Below are 21,777 nucleotides of genomic sequence, written 5' to 3'. Positions count from 1 at the left end.
GAAATCAGAGCATTCCTAAATGACCACTTCAAATGTGTCGCTGGCGGTCGCCCCCGCGGCTGGCAGCGTGACGTCGGATATTGGCAGTTCCTCCCAGCTGAAGATCGCGGGTCTGCGGCGACCAGCGGCCGCTGAGCGGCCAACGCCATATGTCGAGGTCGACGAGATGCGGCTAAAGCGCAACATGCAGGCCATGCAAAGCCGCGCCGACGCGGCCGGCCTTGCGATGTTCCCGCACGTCAAGACACACAAGAGCATCTATCTGGCGCAACAGCAGCTGGCATTGGGCGCGCGCGGCATCACCGCCTCCAAGCCGAGCGAAGCACTGGTCTTTGTCGAGGCAGGCATCCCCTCGATTATCCTTTGCTACCCCATCGTCCGCGCGGAATCGCTCGACCGCCTGCTGCCGGCTGTGAAGGCGCATGGCACCGAGTTGCGCACCATTGTCGCAAGTGTCACAGGCGTCGAAGCACTGTCCGCCGCCGCCATTCGCCACGGGGTCGAGCTGGGCGTCTTTCTGAAGGTCGATGTCGGCCTCGGCCGTGTCGGCCTGAAGCCAAATGACCCCGCGGCACTAGCCGTTTGCGAAAAGATCGTCGCGGCCGAAGGCCTGCGCTTCGCCGGCCTGCTCTCGCATGCCGGCCACTCCTATGCCGCCGCCGATGCCGACGCCATTGCTGCCGTCGCCCGCGATGAAGCAGCGGCCATGTCCGGCCTCGCTGCCGAGCTGAAAAGCCGGGGCATCGCGGTGGCCTGCATTTCAGTCGGGGCAACGCCCACATGTGTCGGCGCGCCGCTCCAGCAAGTCGACTGCATCCGGCCAGGCAACTACGTCTTTCTCGACGGCACGGCACTCAGGCTTGGCATCTGCACCGCCGACGATCTGGCGCTGTCGGTCGTCGCCCGCGTCGTTGCCTCAAACGACAAGCATTTCATCATCGATGCGGGCTCGAAGAGCATGAGCTCCGACCGTGGTGCGCATGGCATGGGCGGCGCCGGCTTCGGTATCGTGGTTTCGGCGGACGGCGACGCCGACGCTGGTGTGTGGACGCTTGAGCGAATGTCCGAAGAACATGGCTTCGTGCCCTTGTCGGGACGCAGCTTGCCGCTCGGCAGCCGGGTGCGTGTTTTCCCCAATCATTCCTGCGCCTCGATCGCCAATTTCGACCGCTTCACGCTGCGCCGCGAACATGGTGAAGCACTGACGCTACCGGTCGACGCCCGCAGCTGCCAAACCTGACGCCGTGCTGCCCCATGAGTGGCGATAGATGCCGGGATGCGAACCGTGCCAGTATCGGCGCGCGGCCTAGCTGCAGAGGCAGGTCGAAGCGAGTTGCGTCGAATCATTCCGGCATCGTCGCAAAGTCCACCCATGTCCGTTACTCAGGGCTGAGTGGTCCAGGTGGCCGGTCAGGGCGCCGAGACGCGATGGAACCGCAGTGAGTTTTGGGGGCGGACCTAGTACTCGCCCGCACCATCCACTGGCACGTCATAGAGGGCCAACTCATCATCCGTAGGGCGCTGGAACAGGTCCGACCATCTAGCAAGTGCCTCACGCGGGATATCGAACGTGCCGGCTGGAAGCTCGGCGTTGCGCTGCGAAAGCCGACTCCAAAGTTCGTCAATCGGAACGTCAAGGAAATACAAGACAACCCGCGCACCAACCCCACGAGCGCTCGTGCGGCAAATGTCCCGTTCCTCCTTCGACCAGACCCCCCAGTCGACAACGACGTTGCAGCCGAGCTTCAGCGCACGGATGGCAATCTCCCACTGCAGGCTCTCAACCCTGCTTCGGCATGGACCGGTCTCCGCTTCCGGGGTGGAAATGCCGGGGTAGAGTTTGTGCATCCACTCGTCGCCCGTAAGGCGAAGCGCTGACGTCTCTTGTTCGATCCTCTTCGCAAGCGTCGTCTTACCCGAACCGGGAAGGCCGCACGTGAGGTAAAGCGTGGGCATGGGGAACCTTTGGCAATAGTTTGCCATCCTCGAACAGCCGCAGCGCGTTGCGGGGCGATTTGTCTCGCGTCGGGATAGCTTTGACCGAACAGAGCTACAAAGCGTGGTACGCAACGCTTACCGCCACCCCATCAAGCCACTGATTTTATGGTACTATTAAAATAAATGGTGGAGCCAAGCGGGATCGAACCGCTGACCTCCTGCATGCCATGCAGGCGCTCTCCCAGCTGAGCTATGGCCCCACACCGGCCTGGGCCGGGTGCCGTTTCCGGCAAAGGTCGGCGCGAATTTGTCGTCCGCGCCGGTGTTGTTGGCGGCTTCTAGCGCCGCATTCGACCATTGGCAAGCCTTGATCGAAACCTTTTTTTGGTTTGCCGAAAAGGCGTGTCAGATCTCGTCGTCGTCGTCGCCGACGCCGATCATGTCGGAGACGTCGTCGTCGTCTTCTTCTTCCTCGGCAAGGAAGGTGTCGTCGTCATCGTCGCCCAGATCGACGTCGTCATCGTCGAGATCCGGCAGGTCGTCGGCGGCCTTGGACTCTTCGTCGGCGTCCTCCAGGGAAACCACCTCGGGAGCATCCTCCTCGGCGTCGAGCTCCTTGGTCTCGACTTCCTCTTCTTCCTCGATGATGGCTGAAGCCTTGCCGTCGTCGAAATAAGAACGCGCATAAGTCTTGCCCGTATAGGGCGAAACAATCGGGTCCTTGTTCAGGTCATAGAATTTGCGACCCGTCTCCGGGTCGATACGCTTTGTGCCAAGCTCGGATTTTGCCACGTCAGGCCTCGTTTTCTAGATTTTCGTCCCCTTAGCCCCAGTTGGTGGCGCTGTCAAAGCCAAATCCCCGGCAAGGGCAATGGGGGATGACCCTTATCGCAATCGATGCTACGACACCGCCGCAATCTTTGGGAAAGCCCGATTTCTTGGGCCATCCCGCACGAGGAACCATCATGTCGCATCAAGCTGTGCCACAGCCGGCCGTCGCCCGGAAGTCGAAATCCCTGTCTGGAACCGCCCGCGTGCCCGGCGACAAGTCGATTTCCCACCGCTCCTTCATGTTTGGCGGCCTTGCCTCGGGCGAAACCCGCATCACCGGCCTGCTTGAAGGCGAAGACGTGATGCGCACCGGCGACGCAATGAAGGCCATGGGCGCGCATATCGAAAAGCGCAACGGCGAGTGGATCATCCAGGGCACCGGCAATGGCGCCCTGTTGCAGGCTGAAGCGCCGCTCGATTTCGGCAATGCCGGCACCGGCTCGCGCCTGACCATGGGCCTTGTCGGCACCTATGACATGGAAACCACCTTCATCGGCGACGCTTCGCTGTCCGGCCGGCCGATGGGACGCGTGCTCGATCCGCTGCGCCAGATGGGCGTGCAGGTCATCAACGCCGCGCCCGGCGACCGCATGCCGCTGACGTTGCGCGGGCCCCGCCAGGCAGCGCCCATCACCTATCGCGTGCCCATGGCATCCGCCCAGGTCAAGTCGGCGGTCCTTCTAGCGGGCCTCAACACGCCCGGCATCACCACCGTCATCGAACCGGTGATGACGCGCGACCACACCGAAAAGATGCTCAAGGGATTTGGCGCCAATATCGAGGTCCAGGCCGACGAGCAGGGCGTTCGCCACATCTTCATCGAAGGCCAGGGCAAGCTCACCGGCCAGATCATCGCCGTTCCCGGCGATCCGTCCTCGGCCGGCTTCCCGCTGGTAGCAGCGCTGATCGTGCCGGGCTCTGACGTCACAATCGAAAACGTCTTGATGAATCCGACCCGCACCGGCCTGATCACCACGCTGATCGAAATGGGCGGTTCGATCGAGATCCTCAACCGCCGCGATGCCGGCGGCGAGGACGTCGCGGACCTGCGCGTGCGCGGCTCCGAGCTCAAGGGCGTCAAGGTTCCGGCCGAACGCGCGCCGTCGATGATCGACGAATATCCGGTGCTCGCTGTTGCTGCCTGCTTTGCCGAGGGCGAAACCCTGATGCAGGGCCTGGAAGAGCTGCGCGTCAAGGAATCCGACCGGCTCGCAGCTGTTGCGCGCGGGCTCGAAGCCAATGGCGTCGACTGCACCGAAGGCAAGACCACACTGTCGGTGCGCGGCGTGCCTGGCGGCAAGGGCCTTGGCGGCGGCACGGTGAAAACCCATCTCGACCACCGCATCGCCATGAGTTTCCTGGTCATGGGGCTGGCCTCGGAAAAACCTGTTACCGTCGACGACCAGGCGATGATCGCGACGAGCTTTCCGGAATTCATGGGCCTGATGGCCAATCTGGGTGCCGAGATCGAGTAAGCAGCCTCCGGTTGGCTTGCGTCCAGGCAGGAACTGCCATAGCAATGTTGCCATTATGTTCCGCTTGCTAGGAATTGGATGGAGCAATGAGCAACGGCGGCGACGGGCCCGTTCATCTGGTCGAGGATGCAGAATCCGGCGACCGCTTCCTCGTCTACAACTCAGACAAAGGCCTTCGTCTCGACATTCGGTACGAAGGCGACACGCTCTGGATGAGCCAGGCCCAGATCGCGCAGCTGTTCGGGCGAGACGTATCGACAATATCGAGGCACATCGCGAATGTGCTCGAGGAAGGCGAGCTGGACGAAACTGGTTCTTTGCAAAAAGCGCAAACAACTAGCGGTAGGCCAGCTGTGCTCTACAGCCTCGATATGGTGATCTCCGTCGGTTACCGCGTCTCCTCAGCGCAGGCCACGATCTTCCGACGATGGGCGACTGGCATTCTCGTTCAGTTTGCCAAGAAGGGCTTCGTCGTCGATGCCCCTCGCCTCAAGCAACCCGAGGCCCGCGACCGTGTCGCCGAGCTGCGCGAGATCATTCGCGACATCCGATCCGACGAAGCCAATGTCTACCGGGAGCTGCGCAGCATCTGCGCCATGTGCCAGGACTACGACGGCAACAGCGAGGCGGCCCGCGAATTCTATCAGAAGACCCAGGCCAAGCTCGTATTTGCGGTGACTTCGCACACCCCGGCCGAGATCATCTCCGAAAGAGCCGATCACAGAGTAGCGAACATGGGCCTGACCGCCTGGCAAGGCGATAGCATCCGCAAGGCGGACGTTGCTGTCTCCAAGAACTACCTCGCCGAAACAGAAATTCGCGAACTGAACAGGCTGACCACGATCCTCCTGGACATTTTCGAGGATCAGCTTGACCTCGGTCGCCTCGTTGTGATGCTGGACGCACAAAATCTGCTCGACAGACAGCTTGCCAATCTGGGGCGAAACGTGCTGCGAACAGGCGGCTCGGTAAAAGCCTCTACGGCCAGGCAGTTCGCCGAAGCTGAGTATGAAAGATTTGACCAGACGCGGAAGCTGACACGCCAGGACGAGGCGGACCGAGCCATCGCGGATCTGGTGAGGCAGTCGAAGGGCCTTCCGAAGACGCCCAAGCGCTAGGGATAGGGAGAATAGCATGACCAACAAAGTAGCGATGATCGTCGGCGGCGGCAGCGGCATGGGTGCTGCGGCGGCGAAAAAGCTGGCAGCCGAAGGCTATGCCGTCGCCGTCCTGTCCTCGTCCGGCAAGGGCGAGGCGCTGGCCAAGGAGCTCGGCGGGCTCGGCTTCACCGGTTCCAACCAGTCGAACGAGGATCTGAAGCGCTTTGTCGAGCTGACCGTGGAAAAGTGGGGCCGTATCGACGCGCTGGTCAATGGCGCCGGTCACGGGCCGCGCGCTCCGCTTTTGGAGATCACCGACGAGCAGTGGCACACCGGCATCGACGTCTATTTCATGAATGTCGTGCGCGCGGTGCGGCTGGTTGCGCCGATCATGGTCGCCCAGAAGGGCGGCGCTATCGTCAACATTTCGACCGCATGGGTCAGCGAACCGGCGGCGATGTTCCCGACGTCGGCGGTCGCGCGCGCCGGCCTTGCCGCCTTCACCAAGCTTTTCGCCGACCAGTACGCCCCCCACAATGTCCGCATGAACAACGTGCTGCCGGGCTGGATCGACAGTCTGCCCCAGACCGACGAGCGCCGCGCCGGCGTGCCGATGCAGCGCTACGGCACCTCGCAGGAGATCGCCGCGACCATCGCCTTCCTCGCATCTGACGGTGCCGCCTACATCACCGGCCAGAGCCTCAAGGTCGACGGCGGCCTGATGCGCGGCATCTGACGAGGAACCCGCGCGAAAAATGCCTACCTCCATCACCATCGCGATCGACGGCCCGGCGGGCGCCGGCAAGGGCACGCTGGCCCGTCGGCTCGCCGATTATTATCACCTCGCTTTGCTCGACACCGGGCTGACCTATCGCGCGGTGGCCCACATGCTGATTGAAAAGGGCTGGCCGCTCGACGACGTTGCGCACGCCATCGAGGCGGCAAAGCTCGTCGATCTCGGCCATCTCGACCGCAAGGTGCTTTCAGCACATGCCGTAGGCGAGGCCGCGTCCAAGGTCGCGGTCATCCCCGAGGTGCGCAAGATTCTGGTCGAAAAACAGCGCCAGTTCGCGCGTTCGCCGCAAGGTGCGGTGCTCGACGGCCGCGACATCGGCACGGTGGTGTGTCCGGACGCGGAGATCAAACTCTACGTCACGGCAAGTGCCGAGGTCCGCGCGCGGCGCCGGTTGGCCGAAATCGAGGCCAATGGCGGAACCGCCGATTTCACTGGTATCCTGGCCGATATCGTGCGCCGCGACGAGCGCGACAGCGGCCGCGCCGACTCGCCATTGCGCCCTGCCGACGACGCGCACTTGCTCGACACGTCAGAAATGGATATAGAAGCCGCGTTTTCCGCAGCCAGGGACATCGTCGATCGGGTCCTTGGAAGTTGAAGATACGGATGAAGCCGCAAGGTTTCGCCACTTAACCGACCTGCCAGCATTCTTCTTGCGCCGATTTGCCGCTTTGGGCGGCCAAGGGCTTTCAGCCCGGGGTGTCGGCAGGCCAACGCAACGCTAACCCACGGCGCCGCTCCCGCAAGGCGGGACGCACCAGGAGATCTAATGTCACAAGCTAATCCCTCCCGCGACGATTTCGCGAGCCTGCTCGAAGAGTCCTTCTCGGACGGTCATTCGGGCGAAGGCCAGGTCGTCAAGGGTATCGTTACGGCCATCGAAAAAGACATGGCCATCATCGACGTCGGCCTGAAGGTCGAAGGTCGCGTGCCGCTGAAGGAATTCGGCGCCAAGGCCAAGGACGGCCAGCTGAAGGTCGGCGACACCGTCGAGGTCTATGTCGAGCGCATCGAAAACGCGCTTGGCGAAGCCATGCTGTCGCGCGACAAGGCTCGCCGCGAAGAGAGCTGGGTCAAGCTCGAAGAGAAGTTCACCAAGGGTGAGCGCGTCGAAGGCGTCATCTTCAACCAGGTCAAGGGCGGCTTCACCGTCGATCTCGACGGCGCTGTTGCCTTCCTGCCGCGTTCGCAGGTCGACATCCGTCCGATCCGCGACGTCACCCCGCTCATGCACAACCCGCAGCCCTTCGAGATCCTCAAGATGGATCGCCGTCGTGGCAACATCGTTGTGTCGCGCCGCACCGTGCTTGAAGAGAGCCGTGCAGAGCAGCGTTCGGAAATCGTGCAGAACCTCGAAGAGGGCCAGGTTGTCGAAGGCGTGGTCAAGAACATCACCGATTACGGTGCGTTCGTCGACCTCGGCGGCATCGACGGCCTGCTGCACGTCACCGACATGGCATGGCGCCGCGTCAACCATCCGACCGAAATCCTCAACATCGGTCAGACGGTCAAGGTGCAGATCATCCGCATCAACCAGGAAACCCACCGCATCTCGCTCGGCATGAAGCAGCTCGAGAGCGATCCGTGGTCCGACATCGGCACCAAGTTCCCGATCGGCAAGAAGATCACCGGCACCGTCACGAACATCACCGACTACGGTGCGTTCGTCGAACTCGAGCCGGGCATCGAAGGCCTCATCCACGTTTCGGAAATGTCGTGGACCAAGAAGAACGTGCACCCCGGCAAGATCCTGTCGACCACCCAGCAGGTCGACGTGGTTGTGCTCGAGGTCGATCCGGCCAAGCGCCGCATCTCGCTCGGCCTCAAGCAGACGCTCGAGAATCCTTGGGAAGCTTTCGCCCGTAACCACCCGGTCGGCAGCGAAGTCGAAGGCGAAGTCAAGAACAAGACCGAATTCGGCCTGTTCATCGGCCTCGACGGCGACGTCGACGGCATGGTGCACCTGTCCGACCTCGACTGGAACCGTCCGGGCGAGCAGGTCATCGAAGAGTACAACCGTGGCGACATGGTCAAGGCTCAGGTGCTCGACGTCGACATCGACAAGGAGCGCATCTCGCTCGGCATCAAGCAGCTCGGCCGCGACACCGTCGTCGAAGCCGCGACCTCTGGCGAACTGCGCAAGAACGCCGTCGTCACCTGCGAAGTCACCGGCATCAAGGATGGTGGCCTCGAAGTTCGTCTCGTCGAGAGCGGCATCGAGACCTTCATCAAGCGTTCGGATCTGTCGCGTGACCGTGACGAGCAGCGCCCAGAGCGCTTCGTCGTCGGCCAGAAGGTAGACGCCCGCATCATCGCCTTCGACAAGAAGACCCGCAAGCTGCAGGTCTCGATCAAGGCGCTGGAAATCGCTGAAGAGAAGGAAGCAGTCGCTCAGTACGGCTCGACCGACTCCGGCGCTTCGCTCGGCGACATCCTGGGCGCAGCCCTGAAGAACCGCAACAACTGAGCCAACAGCTCATTGTCGTGAATTGAAAGACCCCGCCGGAGCGATCCGGCGGGGTTTTTTCTTGGGCTGCGCGGTAGGAGCCTTGGTCGATCATAATTTGACCCGGGCGGCAGCCGACCGGTTCTCGGCATCCCACATCGGCGCTATAATCCTTGGTCGGGCGGGCCGTCAGCCTCCAAAGGAGGGCCACGTTATGAACGGATTTGACACTTCGCGTCCAACCTTCATCACGCTCGACCGCCGGCGCTTTCTCGCAGCCGCAGGCGCCCTTGTCGCCGCTGGCGTCCTGCCATCCAGGGCACTTGCACTCGCTGGGCCTTACAGCTTCAAGCAGGGCACGCTCGACATCACGGTGGTGAGCGACGGCCACCTGGTGCTTCCAACCAGTATCCTTGCGCCCGACGCACCACCTGACGCGGTCAAGCAGCTCCTGGACGCCGCCGGCATCACAGGCACGGAGATCAAGCCTGACACCAATGTCACGCTGATCCGCTCAGGGGCGGACACGATCTTGTTCGACACCGGATCCGGCGCGAACTTTCAGCCCACGGCCGGCAAGCTGGTTGAAAATCTCGCCTTGGCGGGCGTCAAACCCGACGCCATCACCAAAATCGTGTTCACCCATGCGCATCCTGACCACATCTGGGGAACGCTCGGCACCGACGGGAACCTAACCTTCCCGAAGGCCGCCTACTATGCAGCCGCTGCGGAGTGGAATTTCTGGATGGACAAGGACCTTGTCACCAAGGTGCCCGAAGGCATGCAGCCTTTCGTCACCGGCGCGCAGAAGAACCTCACGGCGGTGAAGGACAAGGTGACGATGTTCAAGCCTGGCGACGAGGTCCACGGCGGCATCAAGGTGCTCGACACGCCTGGACATACGCCCGGTCACGTCTCGTTCGAGGTGCCCGGCGATGAAACGCTCGTCATCGTCGGCGATGCGGTCGTTGCGGTGCCGATCGCCTTCCCCCACCCCGAATGGCGTTTCGGCTTCGATACCATTCCCGACCTCGCGATCCAGACCCGCAAGACGTTTCTCGACCGCGCCGCCACCGACAAGATCAAGATGCTCGGCTTCCACTGGCCATATCCCGGCATCGGCTATGCCGAGAAGAAGGGCACTGGATATGCGTATGTAGCCGCAAGTTGAATCAATGGCTCATGGCCTGCCCGGTGCGACTGGAAAGGCCATGAGTGATGCCGGAAAGTTACAGCGCCGCAGCCGAATAGGCCGAGGTCGGCCTCATTGGGCTCTTCCGCGATTGCCGTCACGGAAATTTGCTGATCATTACTCTTGGACACTGCCCGCGTTCAGAGCCAGATCATGCCCAAGTTGCGTTTCCTGACGTTCATAATGGTTGTTCTGGTCCTATCAGGATGTGCGGGAAGAGCCGTGCTTGGCCTAGGCGATAGCCGGGAAGGCGAGTCGGCCACTGTTGTGCCGATCTATGTGTCGACGATGCGCGCGCGGACGAAGGACCTCGCGCAGCCCTTTTCGTCCGAACGGGCCAAGCAGCTGAATTTTGCCAAGTTCGAGATTGGCATCCCCAAGACCCACGTCGCAGGCAAGGTCGAAAAGAGCGATCGCGCGCCCGATCCGGCACGCGATTTCCTCGCCCGCAGCTTTCAGCCTTACGACGACAAGCAGCAGTTCATCGACGCCCTCGACGCAGCGCTGGCGAAACGCCCGGAGAAAGAGCGTGAAATCGTCATCTTCGTCCACGGCTATAACAACAATTTCGCCGACAGCGTCTTCCGCAACGCGCAAGTCATCAACGACTACCACCTCAAGGCGGTTGCGCTGCACTATGCATGGCCCTCGGGCGGCTCGCTGCCGCTCTACGTCTACGACCGTGACAGTGCTGCCTACAGCCGCGACGGGCTTGCCCAAACCATCGAGATCGCCACCCGCACCAAGGCCAAGCGAATTGTCCTGGTCGGTCACTCGATGGGAACCTATGTGGTCATGGAAGCGCTGCGTACCCTGGCGCTCAGCGGCCGCAGCCAATACATCAAGCGCCTCGGCGGGGTCATCCTGGCTGCACCCGACATCGACATCGACGTGTTCCAGAGCCAGGTGCGCGACATAGGTCAGCTACCGCGTCCCTTCACCATCCTGGTGTCGCGCAAGGACAAGGCGCTAGGCGTTTCGGGAAGGCTCACCGGCGGCCATCCGCGCGTCGGCAGCGGCGCCGATATCCAAGCGCTGCAGGACGAAGACATCACCGTTCTCGATACCTCCGATCTCGATGGCGGCAGCCACGACGTCTTCGCCAGCTCGCCAACGCTCATGGCGCTGGCTGCCAGCGGGGCGCTCAATCGCGATATCGGTGCTCGTGGGGAAGGCGCTCAGGCCGAAACCATGCTCGCCGACGGCACCAACATCATCACCGGTGCGGCTTCGCTGGTGATCTACCTGCCGGCAAAGCTGCTCGGCGTGCCTAATGGCGGGCTCTTGCACTAAGCGGGACAGACCTCAGATCTCGATTCCGCAGCGCCCGCCCTATCGCGCGACCTGCTAAGCTCGCCCGTAAAGTGCCGCCACCGTGCCGCTGGTGACCAGGTTGGCGGGTGAGGCAAGATGCGCGACGGCAGCCGCAGCTGCCTCCAGGCTGACCCATTTGGAGAAATCCGCCTTGGGCATGTCGTCGCGGTTTGCCTTTGTGTCGAGCGTGGACGGCGCCACCGCGTTGACCAGAATGTCGGCGCCCTTCAACTCCTCGGCCAGTGCTGCCGTCAGCGCTGCAACGGCCGCCTTGCTCGCCGCATAAGCCACCATGCCGCCGCCCTTGCGCGGCTCGATGCCGGCGCGCGCTGAGACGTTGACGATGCGGCCGCCGGCCTTGCCGGCAAGCATCGAGCGCGACGCCGCGCGGCAGCAGAGAAAGGCGGTTTTTGCGTTGATGTCCATCATCTGGCCGAACTGGTCGGGATCGACCTTGTCGATTAGCGCCATGTCGAAGCCGCCGGCCGAGTGGACCGAGGCCCACAGATCGGGGATTGCGTCGTAGAACGCATCGACAGCGCGAGCGTCCGTCAGGTCCACGCCGGTGGCAATATGGACGCGGTCATGACCGGCGAATTCGAAACCATCGGGCGCTTTCGACCGACTGACCGGCAGGTGGCAGACAGCGCCTTCGCCAAGCAAGTGCCTGACAACCGCGGCGCCCAGCGCACCGGTTGCGCCTGTGACAACGACATGCCGGCCTTCGAAGCTCTTCGTCATGCTCAACTCCCGCGACTGGCCGCGACATGCGGCCTATTCGACGGTGATTTCTATCAGACAGGGTTTTCCCGTCGAGCGCGCTTTCTTCAATGCGCCATCGAGCGCGCCCACATCCTGCAGACGTTCCGCCGCAAGCCCATAGGCCTGTGCGATCAGCGAAAAATCCGGCGGCACCGGCGACACACCGACGGGCTCTACGCCAGCATCGAGCATCGAGGTCTCGATCTCGCGATAACCGCGATTGTTCCACACGACGAAAATCACAGGCGCATTCGCATCGAGTGCCGCCCCCAGTTCCGGCAGCGTGAACTGGAAACCGCCATCGCCGCTCAGGCAAACGACTGGCGCATCGGAGACAGCCAGCGCCGCCCCGATCGCCGCCGGCGGGCCATAGCCGAGCGCGCCATATCCGGTCGCGGCATTGAACCAGCCGCCCGGCCGGTCATGGTCGTAATAGAGATTGGCGGCATAGACCGGCTGGGTGGAATCGCCGACGATGATCGAGCCTGGTAACGCGGCCCGGATGGTCTCGACGGCTTTGACCTGGTCGCGCATGACCGGGCCGATCTCTTTCCACGCCGCGTCCCGTGCCATTTTGGCGCGCGCAGCACCTTCGGCAGTGCGCTTCTTGTCGCCAAGGTCGGAGTTCAGCCACTCAACGGCAGCCTCGGCATCGGCCAAAATTGAGACGGTCGCCGGTCGCCGGCCAAGCTGCGCGGCGTCGATATCGATGCGGATGAGGTTCCTGGGCAGCACGAAACCGCCATCGCCATACATGTCGTAGTCGGTCGGGCCGAATTCGGTGGCCGCGGCAATCACCAGATCGGCATCGGCGATCAGTGCCCGCACCGCCTTCAGGCTCGGGCTCGCCGGCACGTTCAGCGCGAGGCCATGCATGAGGCCACGGCCGTTGGCGGTGGTCACGACAGGCGCATCGAGCCTTTCGGCCAGTGCCTTCAAGGCGGCCTCGGCGCGTTTCGCGCCACCACCCGCCAGGATCAGCGGCCGCTTGGCCGCTCGGATCAGGCGTACCGCTTCGGCAATCGCCGCCTCGTCTAGAACCTGCGCGGCAGCCCGCCTCGGCAATGGCTTCAGCCCGTCCGCCGGCTTGGCCATCACATCGAGCGGGATCTCGACATGCACCGGACCGGGTCGCCGGGTCGCAAAAATCTCGAAGGCCTCGGCAATCGCTGAAGGCAACTCAGCAGCCTCCGTCACCCGCCGCGACGACAACGCCACCTTTGCCATCATGCCGAGCTGGTCCGGCAGTTCGTGCAGGTATCCCAGCCCCTTGCCGAGCGTTTGCGTGGCATTGACGCCTGAAATCACCAGCATCGGCACGGAATCGGCGCGCGCCTGCGCCATGGCCGTAATCGTATTGGTCAGCCCCGGCCCAGTGATGACGAAAGCCACCCCCGGCCGCCCAGACGCGCGGGCATAACCGTCGGCCATGAAGCCGGCACCTTGTTCGTGGCGCGGTGTGATGTGGCGGATCTTCGACCGCGCCAGCCCGCGATAGAGCTCGATGGTGTGCACGCCCGGTATGCCGAAGACGGTGTCGACGCCATGCGCTTCGAGCAATTCGATGAGTGCTTCGCCGATCGTCGTCATGCCACTTCCTCTTGCCGCAATCTCAAGCCAAGCATGGCCTCGACCGAGCCGATGCCGATTTCGGCCAGCTCGCCGTTTCCGAACATGTCGCCGGCCAGGCAGCCTTCGACCCACAATCCATCGATGATGGCGTTGATGGCGATGGCGTGCCTGCGCAGCTCGCCCGCACTCGCCGGCTGTCCAGTCCCGGCAAGGACCTGGGCGACAAGCGCTTCGACCTCATCGCGAAAGCCGAGATAACCGGCGCGGTGCGCCGCTCCCAACGCGGGATCGGAACCCGCTCGGCCGATAAAACTCGCCCAGATGGAAAACGTCCTGATATCGATGACCGGCGGCACCAGGCTTGCTTCGACGAACGCCGCAAGTCGCCGGCGCGGATCCTGCTCGACGGTCGCGAGTGCCGTCTTCGCAAGCTCGGTCATGCGTCCCATGATCGTCGCATAGGCCGCCTGCAGAAGTTCTTCCTTGCCGGGAAAATAGTGCCGGATCAGCCCGGCTGTCACACCGGCACGCAGAGCTATCGCTCGGACGGTGGCGCCCTGCAGCCCATGTTCGGCAATGCAGTCGAGGGTTGCCTCGATCAGGTCCTGGCGCCGCCGCTCCTCGCCCTCGCGGCGGAATTTTCGCCGCCCAGCAACCATCATCGCGCGATTGCCTTGCGCGACGGCGCCATGGACAGTGAGCCGTGTGCCATCACCTTCGCATCTTCCGGAGAAAAAAGTCGGATCGTGGCAATATTTATACACTTGCATAACAACGTCGCAAGTGCCGTAATGGCCACATAAGAAGCGGGAATGGTGCCGTTGACGCCGCAAGGCTTGAGGGTCCATCTTCACCGCCAGGGGACATCGCGACGCGACCATGAGCAGCCGATTGCACGCTGACGGGAAAACGTACACGCACTGGGGCCACAGCTGATGGTTGCGGTTGATGCAGCCCAGCGCCTTGCCTCAACCGACGGCGTCGCCGCCGAAGCCATCCATGTCGAGAACCTGCACAAGAAATTCGGCCAGCTGCATGTGCTGAAGGGCGTTTCGCTCTCGGCACGCGACGGCGAGGTGGTGGCGATCATCGGCGGCTCAGGCTCGGGCAAGTCAACGCTGCTTCGCTGCATCAACTGCCTGGAAAACCCCACCAGCGGCATCATCCGCGTCAATGGCGAGCAGATCCGGCTCAAGCCCAACAGCCTGGGCGACAGCGTGCCGGCCGACCGGCGCCAGATCGAGCGCATTCGCTCGCGGCTTGGCATGGTGTTCCAGAGTTTCAATCTGTGGAGCCACATGACGCTGATCGAAAACGTCATCGAGGTGCCGGTGCATGTTTTGGGCGTTAAGCGCAGTGACGCCATCGTCGAAGCCGAAAAGCTCCTGGCCCGCGTTGGCCTCGCCGAAAAACGCGACGTTTATCCCGCCTATCTTTCAGGTGGCCAGCAGCAGCGCGCCGCGATCGCGCGTGCTCTTGCGGTGCAGCCGCGCGTCATGCTGTTCGACGAGCCGACCTCGGCACTCGATCCCGAACTTGTCGGCGAGGTGCTCAAGGTGATCGGCGACCTCGCTCGCGAGGGCCGCACCATGGTGCTGGTGACGCATGAGATGAAGTTCGCCCGCGAGGTGGCGACGCATGTGATCTATCTCTGGAACGGTGTGGTCGAAGAAGAAGGCCCGCCCGACCAGATTTTCGGCGCCCCGAAATCGGAGCGCCTCAAGCAATTCATCCGCAGCATCGGATAGCGCGGACGAAATCAGGGGAACATCCGAAACAACGACAAACGGGAGTGACAGCATGAAAGCACTGCTTGCAACTGCGGCCCTGGCCTTGGTCCTTGGCATGAGCGCGGGAGGCGCCAGCGCCGAGGCGATCAAGGTCGGCATGGCGCCCGAGCCCTATCCGCCTTTCGAGTCGCCCGATGCCTCCGGCAAATGGGGCGGTTGGGAGATCGACATCATCGACGCGCTCTGCGCCGAGGCCAAACTCGAGTGCACCGTCACCATGACCGCCTGGGACGGTCTCATTCCGGCGCTCAATTCCAAGAAGATCGATGCCATCATCAACTCGATGTCGATCACCGACGAACGCAAGAAGTCGATCGACTTCTCCGACAAGTACTACAACACCCCGACCGGCATCATCGGCGCCAAGGACGCCAAGTTCGACGCGACGCCCGAAGGGCTGAAAGGCAAGACCATCGGCGTGCAAGTGTCGACCGTGCACGAGGCCTACGCCAAGAAGCACTTCGCCGACGGCGCCGCCGAGATCAAGATCTATCAGACACAGGACGAGGCCCAGTCCGATCTCGCCGCCGGCCGCATCGATGCCGTTCAGGCCGACTCGCTTTCGCTGAAAACCTATCTCGGCACCGAGCAGGGCAAGGCCTGCTGCGACATGAAGGGCGACGTCGCCGAAGACCTCGAAGTGCTCGGACCGGGCGTAGGCGTAGGCCTGCGCAAGGGCGACGAGGCGCTGAAGGAAAAGTTCAACGCCGCCATCAAGGCCATTCGCGCCAACGGCAAATACGCCGAGATCACCAAGAAGTATTTCGACTTCGACATCTACGGCAAGTGAGGGAACTGGTGGCCGGCAGCATGAGGAAAGCGCGGCGCTGACGCCCTCCCTCCCCCTTGTGGGGAGGGATACAGGGTGGGGGTCCTTAGGCTCGGCTAGCTAGGTTCGCTTTCGACAATTTGCGCCGAACAGCAACTTACCCCCACCCCTAGCCCCTCCCCACAAGGGGGGTGGGGGATTACGAACCCAGGAGCAGCCCTATCGAGCACCTGCTGAACCCTTTGCTGCAAACAAGCGCCATCGAGCTGCTATCGATCTCGCCACCAGGCTGGGGCGCCAATCTTTTGCGCGGGCTCGCCAATTCCGTCCAGATCGCCCTTGGCGCTTTTGGCCTTGGTCTGGCGATCGGGATCGCCGGCGCTTGGGGCAAGCTCTATGGCAGCCCGATGGTGCGCGACCTGATGGAGATCTACACCACGGTCGTGCGCGCCGTGCCCGAGCTGGTGCTGATCCTTTTGCTCTATTACGCCGGCACCGACCTCATCAACCGCGCGCTCGACAGCTTCGGCTACGCACCAATCGACATATCAGGCCTTGTCGCCGGCATCTGCGTGCTCGGCGTCGTCCAGGGTGCCTATGCCACCGAGGTCATCCGAGGTGCCATCCTCGCCATCCCGCAAGGCCAGATCGAGGCCGCCCGCGCCTACGGCATGTCGCCCGGCAAGATGCTGCGCCGCATCACCTTGCCGGCGATGCTGCCCTTCGCCATTCCCGGCCTCGCCAATCTCTGGCTCATCGCCACCAAGGACACCGCCCTGCTCGCCGTCGTCGGCTTCAACGAACTGACACAGGAAACCCGCCAGGCAGGCGCTACGACAAAGGCCTATTTCACCTTCTTCGTCGCCGCTGGCGTCCTCTATCTGTTGCTGACCCTGTTCTCCAACGTCATCATCGGCCGCATCGAACGCTGGGCCCGGCGCGGCATGCCGTCGATCACGGAGACCGGCCAATGAGTGCCGCTGTTCCGGTCGAAGCAACACACGCCGCGCGCTCGGAATGGCTGCAGCCGCATCGTATCGTGCTGATCATTGTCGCCGCTGCCCTGGTGCTCTCGGCCATCTTCTTCATGCGCTGGGACTGGCTGCCCAACTATTATGACCTGGCGCTGCTCGGCATCTGGCGCACCATCTGGATCCTGGTCGTCACCTGCACGCTCGGCTTCATGCTCGCCATCCCGCTCGGGCTCGCCCAGGCCGCCGGCCCGTTCTGGCTCGCCTGGCCGGCCAAGGCCTTCTGCACGGTCATCCGTGGCACCCCGCTGCTGCTCCAGCTCTGGCTGCTCTACTACGGGCTCGGTTCGCTGTTTCCGCAATTTCCTTGGATCAGGCAGTCCGAACTCTGGCCGATCCTGAGGCAAGCCTGGCCTTATGCCGTCGTGGCGCTGACCTTGTCTTATGCCGCCTATGAGGGCGAAGTCATGCGCGGCGCCTTTGCTGGCGTGCCGAGGGGCCAATTGGAGGCCGCCCGCGCGTTCGGCATGAGCCCGTGGAAACGGTTCCGCCGCATCTGGCTGCCTCAGGCTGTCAGCCGCGCATTGCCGACATTGGCCGGCGAAACCGTGCTCCAGCTCAAGGCGACGCCGCTGGTCGCCACCATCACCGTCATCGACATCTATGCGGTCGCTTCGCGCGTCCGCCAGGACACTTTCATCGTCTACGAGCCGCTCTTGCTGCTCGCGCTTATCTATCTGATCATCACCGGCATTCTCGTCTTCGCCTTCCGCAAGCTGGAGGCGCGGATTCCGGCCAGACTGGGATAACGCCCATGCCGCATACAAAGACCGTCACACTCAACCTCGATGAGGCGCGTTCACTGTGCATCTCGGCAGCCATGGGTGCTGGCGCAAGCGAAGAAACCGCGCGCTCCATCGCCCTTGCCGCCGTCGCAGCCGAAGCCGACGGCCAGCCAAGCGTCGGACTTTCCCACTACATCGACTATCTCGAAGCGCTTGAAGCCGGCCGTATCGACGGCAAGGCAGAGCCAATCATCCACCGGCCAGCGCTGGCGATCTACCAGTCCGACGGGCAAGGCGGGGCCGCCCATACCGGTTTCGACCGCAGCTTCGAGGGCATCGCCAAAGCGGCACGCTTGTTCGGCGTCACCATCTTCTCTCAGAAAAATGCCTATACCTGCGGTGCGCTCGGCTATTTCACCGGCCGCCTCGCCGAAGCCGGGTTGGTGGCGCTGGCGGCGACCAACGGGCCGGCATTGGTTGCCGGCTCCGGATCGACCAAGCCGGTCTTTTGCACCAACCCGATATCGCTGGCGGCACCTGTCGTCGATGGACCGCCGCTGATCATCGACCAGTCGTCGAGTGCCACCGCCTTCGTCAATGTCCGCAAGGCAGCCCATGACGGCGAAGCCATCCCCGAGGGCTGGGCGCTCGATGCCAGGGGCAAGCCGACAACCGACGCCAAGAAGGCGATGAAGGGCGTGCTGCTGGCCTTCGGCGGCGCGCGCGGCGCCAATATCGCCTTGATGGTCGAGGTGCTTGCCGCCGGCGTGTCAGGAGCAAACTGGTCGCTCGACGCTCCCTCGATATCAGAGGGCCATCAGTCGCCCGGCACGGGCCTGTTTCTGGTGGCGCTTGACCCAAAGCTGTTTGATCCCGGGTTCGACATCCGCATGCGCGTCCAGCTCGACCGGCTTTCGGGTCGCTTTGGCGTCCACATTCCCGGCCCGGCAAAAGCTGCGGCACGCGCCCGATCGGAAGCCGAAGGCATCACCGTGCCGGCGCTGGTGCATGCGCGCATCGCAGAGTTTGCGGCACGGCAGACGGGCTGACGGCCAGCGAGGTGCGCTGTCGCATCTGATCCGTGACCGTCGCGGCAGTTCCCGCCTCACGGCATGGATCCCCGGGACTTCGCACGTCGCTTCGCTCCTGCTCCGCCCGAGGATGACGAGTTTCCTTCTCGGTCATCGCTACACGCGGACGTCAACGCGAATCGTCGGCAGCGCAACCCAAGCAATCATGCCAGCAGCGAAGGCTGAGATTGGCCGAAAGCCCGCCATATTCGTCATCCTCGGGTCGAAGCGCGAGCGTAGCGAGCGGCGCAGATCCCGGGGATACATGCCGTGACGCTTGTGAGATCAGCAGTTTCGAATTGCCCACTCCAGCGAACCTTTCCCGCCGCCACCGCTGGATGTCGGCCCTGGCTTTTCTAAAAGTTGACTTTGTCAATCATCTTTATATCAAACCTTGTTGACTTGACCGTGACGCAACCTTTGTCGCGTTGGTGCATTGCAACATTTCAATCACGCATTGCTCGCGACGGAGACATGTCCTTGACCCTGACGACCGAAAATTCCGGCCGCCGACTTTTCATTCCCGCGCTTCGCGGCCTTTATTCGAACCTGCATGATTCTGCCGAAACGATCCTGCGCGTCGTTGCCGGCGCAGCCCTCGTCAAACATGGCCTCGGCAAGATCTCCGACCCGTTCGGTGCTGCCGGAATGGTCGAGGGCCTCGGCTTCTATCCCGGCGCCTTCTGGTCGCTGCTGTTGTCCTGCACCGAATTCTTCGGCGGCATCCTGATCGTCATCGGCCTGTTCACGCGCCCGGCCGCCTTTGCCGCCATGTTCGTTCTGCTGGTCACCGTCTGGTTCCACTGGGTCACCATGAGCCAGGGCTACCAGGGTGCCGAGAAGTCGATCATCTGGGCCGCGATCTTCCTGTTCTTCGCTGTACGCGGCGGCAACCGCCACTCGGTCGACGCGCGTCTCGGCCGCGAATTCTAGAGCCGGTTCCATCCCGATAGGATCGGGATTGGGCTCTAGCTTTTTTGATTGTGCATGATCTTTTCCGAAAACCGGATTCCACTTTTCGGGATCATGCTTAGAACCAGCCTCCCAAGGCAAACCACAAGCCCGCGCCACTTCGGCGCGGGCCGCTCCGCTGGTAGCGTCGATGATTGCCTTTTTCGCGAAACGGGCTAAGAAACGCTACATCCCATGCCCCTTTGGCGACCGGAGCCAGCGATGACCGAAATTCTGCAGACCCCTGAACTCGTGACCGTTTTTGGCGGCTCCGGCTTCCTTGGCCGCCATGTCGTGCGGGCGCTGGCCAAGCGCGGGTATCTGGTGCGGGTCGCCTGCCGCCGGCCCGACCTCGCCTTCCACCTGCAGCCGCTCGGCAATGTCGGCCAGATCCAGCCGGTCCAGGCCAATTTGCGCGTACGCTGGTCGGTCGACCGCGCCGTCCAGGGCGCATCTCACGTCATCAATCTCGTCGGCATCCTGCATGAAGGTGGCCGCCAGCGCTTCTCGACGGTGCACGAATTCGGCGCCCGCGCAGTTGCCGAAGCCGCCCGCGCGGTCGGTGCGTCGCTGACGCATGTCTCGGCACTCGGTGCCGATGCCAAGTCGGAATCACTCTACGCCCAGACCAAGGCGCGTGGCGAAAAGGCCGTCTTCGAAACCATGCCCGACGCCGTGATCTATCGCCCGTCGATCGTCTTTGGCCCCGAGGACGGCTTCTTCAACCGCTTCGCCAACATGGCCCGTTTCTCGCCCGTGCTGCCGCTCATCGGCGGCGGCGAAACCCGCTTCCAGCCGATCTATGTCGGCGACGTCGCCGAAGCCGTTGCGCGTGCCGTCGACGGCAAGATCGAGCGCGGCTCTACCTATGAACTCGGCGGCCCGCAGGTGCTGAGCTTCAAGCAGTGCATGGAAGAGATGCTCGAGGTCATCGACCGCAAGCGCATTCTGATGCCCGTGCCATGGTGGGCGGCAAACCTTCAGGCCTCCGTGCTCGGCCTGCTGCCCAACCCGCTTCTGACCAAGGACCAGGTCTTGCTGCTGCAGTCCGACAATGTCGTGTCGAAGGCAGCACAAGACGAGGGCCGCACCATCGCCGCCACAGGCATCGCGCCCAAGTCGACAGCCTCGATCCTGCCGAGCTATCTCTGGCGCTACCGCTACGCCGGCCAATTCACCCGCCGGGAAGCCTGAGCCCGAACAGAGGGGGGCGCCGCCTGTAGCGGCGCGACATAATAAAACTTGGAGTTTATCCAAGCCAAGCCGCCGTCCGACTATGCGGCTTCATCTCCGCCTTGCGGGAACGAGCCCTACGTTGCCCCCCTCTGGCCTGCCGGCCATCTCCCCCTCAGGTGGGGAGATTAGCAGCTCCACTCGCTCCGCCTATTCTGCAACGCCGATGATTGGCGAAAGTCGTACTGAAGGCTGATCTCCCCACCTGAGGGGGAGATGGCCGGCAGGCCAGAGGGGGGCGCGAAGGAATGTGGCCTCCGCCGCCTTGGCACACACTTATTCACCGCCACGCTCGCTTTCACGCCTGGCCATTGTCAAAGAGCACTCCCTTGCAGGAGGTAGTTCGGGAAGCGGGGCGCGAGGCCGAGCCTTCCGATTGATAATATGTGGCGCTCTCCGGCCCTTCGCTATGGCTCCGGGCGTTCGACATTCAAAAAGCCAAATCGTTGGCTTTTTGCCGGCCTGCGGCCGGACATATCTCACCCCCGCTCGGTGTTCTTGCCCCGCTCAGTCGCCTCGGCTTTCACCGCCAGCCGCCGCAAGGCCCGGGCTTGGGGCTCATCACCCAGTGAGAGAACCGACCTCCCACCAGCCCGGCACCGGCGCTTCCCCCCGATGCCCGGTGCGCACCGGGGTCCCGTGGAAGATCGCGAGATGATGATACGGGAGGTTTTCAGGGCGTGGAGAAACGGGGGCGGCTATCCACGGTGGTTGCTGACAGATGGTGAGCTAGACGTCGCCGCTTTGCCGTTTTGGACCGTAGCGGCAGTTGCCACTTCACG

Annotated in this window: 20 protein-coding genes and 1 tRNA gene; 15 read left to right on the top strand and 6 right to left on the bottom strand. The window is 63.1% G+C overall.

Annotation, left to right across the window (positions count from 1 at the left end; all coding sequences use genetic code 11):
- Nucleotides 1-19: 19 nt before the first annotated feature.
- A complete protein-coding gene (locus AC1DLV_RS18900; protein WP_476801415.1) occupies nucleotides 20-1,240 on the top strand; it encodes an alanine racemase in 1,221 nt (406 codons plus the stop codon).
- A 218-nt stretch (nucleotides 1,241-1,458) separates the two neighbouring features.
- On the opposite strand, the gene AC1DLV_RS18895 is transcribed toward AC1DLV_RS18900, so the two are convergent.
- The 3 genes from AC1DLV_RS18895 to AC1DLV_RS18885 all read right to left on the bottom strand — a co-directional run bounded on the left by AC1DLV_RS18895 (nucleotide 1,459) and on the right by AC1DLV_RS18885 (nucleotide 2,730).
- Nucleotides 1,459-1,983 (bottom strand): P-loop nucleotide/nucleoside kinase family protein, encoded by a 525-nt coding sequence (locus AC1DLV_RS18895; RefSeq protein WP_476801414.1) that lies wholly within the window; start codon nucleotides 1,981-1,983, stop codon nucleotides 1,459-1,461.
- A gap of 139 nt (nucleotides 1,984-2,122) precedes the next feature.
- Nucleotides 2,123-2,198, bottom strand: a tRNA-Ala gene (locus AC1DLV_RS18890).
- A 145-nt stretch (nucleotides 2,199-2,343) separates the two neighbouring features.
- Nucleotides 2,344-2,730, bottom strand: coding sequence for a TIGR02300 family protein (locus AC1DLV_RS18885; RefSeq protein ID WP_476801413.1), 387 nt, complete (start codon nucleotides 2,728-2,730; stop codon nucleotides 2,344-2,346).
- Between the two features lie 173 nt (nucleotides 2,731-2,903).
- Here AC1DLV_RS18885 and aroA point away from each other — a divergent pair, with 173 nt between their 5' ends.
- From aroA to AC1DLV_RS18850, 7 genes are all read left to right on the top strand, one after another.
- Nucleotides 2,904-4,244 (top strand): 3-phosphoshikimate 1-carboxyvinyltransferase, encoded by a 1,341-nt coding sequence (aroA, locus tag AC1DLV_RS18880; RefSeq protein WP_476801412.1) that lies wholly within the window; start codon nucleotides 2,904-2,906, stop codon nucleotides 4,242-4,244.
- Nucleotides 4,245-4,330: 86 nt separating this feature from the next.
- Nucleotides 4,331-5,362 carry a RhuM family protein gene (gene rhuM / locus AC1DLV_RS18875; RefSeq protein WP_476801411.1) on the top strand — a complete coding sequence of 344 codons (1,032 nt, stop codon included), beginning with the start codon at nucleotides 4,331-4,333 and terminating at the stop codon, nucleotides 5,360-5,362.
- A gap of 16 nt (nucleotides 5,363-5,378) precedes the next feature.
- A complete protein-coding gene (locus tag AC1DLV_RS18870; RefSeq protein ID WP_476801410.1) occupies nucleotides 5,379-6,080 on the top strand; it encodes an SDR family oxidoreductase in 702 nt (233 codons plus the stop codon).
- Between the two features lie 19 nt (nucleotides 6,081-6,099).
- The gene (gene cmk, locus AC1DLV_RS18865; protein WP_476801409.1) at nucleotides 6,100-6,738 is read left to right on the top strand and encodes a (d)CMP kinase; all 639 of its coding nucleotides are present in this window, start codon (nucleotides 6,100-6,102) and stop codon (nucleotides 6,736-6,738) included.
- Nucleotides 6,739-6,909: 171 nt separating this feature from the next.
- On the top strand, nucleotides 6,910-8,607 hold the full coding sequence (rpsA, locus tag AC1DLV_RS18860) for a 30S ribosomal protein S1 (protein WP_476786452.1): 1,698 nt from the start codon (nucleotides 6,910-6,912) through the stop codon (nucleotides 8,605-8,607).
- Between the two features lie 193 nt (nucleotides 8,608-8,800).
- The gene (locus AC1DLV_RS18855) at nucleotides 8,801-9,757 is read left to right on the top strand and encodes an MBL fold metallo-hydrolase (RefSeq protein WP_476801408.1); all 957 of its coding nucleotides are present in this window, start codon (nucleotides 8,801-8,803) and stop codon (nucleotides 9,755-9,757) included.
- 174 nt (nucleotides 9,758-9,931) lie between these two features.
- Complete coding sequence (locus tag AC1DLV_RS18850) at nucleotides 9,932-11,071, top strand: alpha/beta hydrolase (RefSeq protein WP_476801407.1); 1,140 nt, start codon at nucleotides 9,932-9,934, stop codon at nucleotides 11,069-11,071.
- Between the two features lie 54 nt (nucleotides 11,072-11,125).
- Here the strand turns inward: AC1DLV_RS18850 and AC1DLV_RS18845 are convergent, their stop codons facing one another.
- From AC1DLV_RS18845 to AC1DLV_RS18835, 3 genes are read right to left on the bottom strand one after another with little or no spacing between them, the layout of a single operon-like run.
- Entirely contained in the window at nucleotides 11,126-11,833 is a 708-nt protein-coding gene (locus AC1DLV_RS18845) for an SDR family NAD(P)-dependent oxidoreductase (RefSeq protein ID WP_476801406.1), read from the bottom strand.
- A 33-nt stretch (nucleotides 11,834-11,866) separates the two neighbouring features.
- Complete coding sequence (locus AC1DLV_RS18840; RefSeq protein ID WP_476801405.1) at nucleotides 11,867-13,444, bottom strand: 5-guanidino-2-oxopentanoate decarboxylase; 1,578 nt, start codon at nucleotides 13,442-13,444, stop codon at nucleotides 11,867-11,869.
- Nucleotides 13,441-14,088 (bottom strand): TetR family transcriptional regulator C-terminal domain-containing protein, encoded by a 648-nt coding sequence (locus AC1DLV_RS18835; RefSeq protein WP_476801404.1) that lies wholly within the window; start codon nucleotides 14,086-14,088, stop codon nucleotides 13,441-13,443. The genes AC1DLV_RS18840 and AC1DLV_RS18835 overlap by 4 nt, the downstream gene beginning before the upstream one ends.
- A 273-nt stretch (nucleotides 14,089-14,361) precedes the next feature.
- Here AC1DLV_RS18835 and AC1DLV_RS18830 point away from each other — a divergent pair, with 273 nt between their 5' ends.
- From AC1DLV_RS18830 to AC1DLV_RS18800, 7 genes are all read left to right on the top strand, one after another.
- Nucleotides 14,362-15,174: an ABC transporter ATP-binding protein gene (locus tag AC1DLV_RS18830; protein ID WP_476801403.1), complete on the top strand. Its 813-nt coding sequence runs from the start codon at nucleotides 14,362-14,364 to the stop codon at nucleotides 15,172-15,174.
- A 52-nt stretch (nucleotides 15,175-15,226) separates the two neighbouring features.
- Nucleotides 15,227-16,006, top strand: a complete 780-nt coding sequence (locus AC1DLV_RS18825; protein ID WP_476801402.1) for a transporter substrate-binding domain-containing protein — start codon at nucleotides 15,227-15,229, stop codon at nucleotides 16,004-16,006.
- A 224-nt stretch (nucleotides 16,007-16,230) separates the two neighbouring features.
- A complete protein-coding gene (locus tag AC1DLV_RS18820; RefSeq protein ID WP_476801449.1) occupies nucleotides 16,231-16,959 on the top strand; it encodes an ABC transporter permease in 729 nt (242 codons plus the stop codon).
- Nucleotides 16,956-17,765 (top strand): ABC transporter permease, encoded by an 810-nt coding sequence (locus AC1DLV_RS18815; RefSeq protein WP_476801401.1) that lies wholly within the window; start codon nucleotides 16,956-16,958, stop codon nucleotides 17,763-17,765. Before AC1DLV_RS18820 ends, AC1DLV_RS18815 begins: the two co-directional genes overlap by 4 nt.
- A gap of 5 nt (nucleotides 17,766-17,770) precedes the next feature.
- Nucleotides 17,771-18,790, top strand: a complete 1,020-nt coding sequence (locus tag AC1DLV_RS18810) for an Ldh family oxidoreductase (protein WP_476801400.1) — start codon at nucleotides 17,771-17,773, stop codon at nucleotides 18,788-18,790.
- 495 nt (nucleotides 18,791-19,285) lie between these two features.
- Complete coding sequence (locus AC1DLV_RS18805; RefSeq protein WP_476801399.1) at nucleotides 19,286-19,744, top strand: DoxX family protein; 459 nt, start codon at nucleotides 19,286-19,288, stop codon at nucleotides 19,742-19,744.
- A 240-nt stretch (nucleotides 19,745-19,984) separates the two neighbouring features.
- On the top strand, nucleotides 19,985-20,956 hold the full coding sequence (locus AC1DLV_RS18800) for a complex I NDUFA9 subunit family protein (RefSeq protein ID WP_476801398.1): 972 nt from the start codon (nucleotides 19,985-19,987) through the stop codon (nucleotides 20,954-20,956).
- The last annotated feature ends 821 nt before the right edge of the window (nucleotides 20,957-21,777 follow it).

The sequence above is a fragment of the Aminobacter sp. 01T433 genome, from assembly GCF_056398585.1.
The sequence above is the reverse complement of the archived record's forward strand: the minus strand, read 5'-3'. Positions and strand labels throughout refer to the sequence as shown.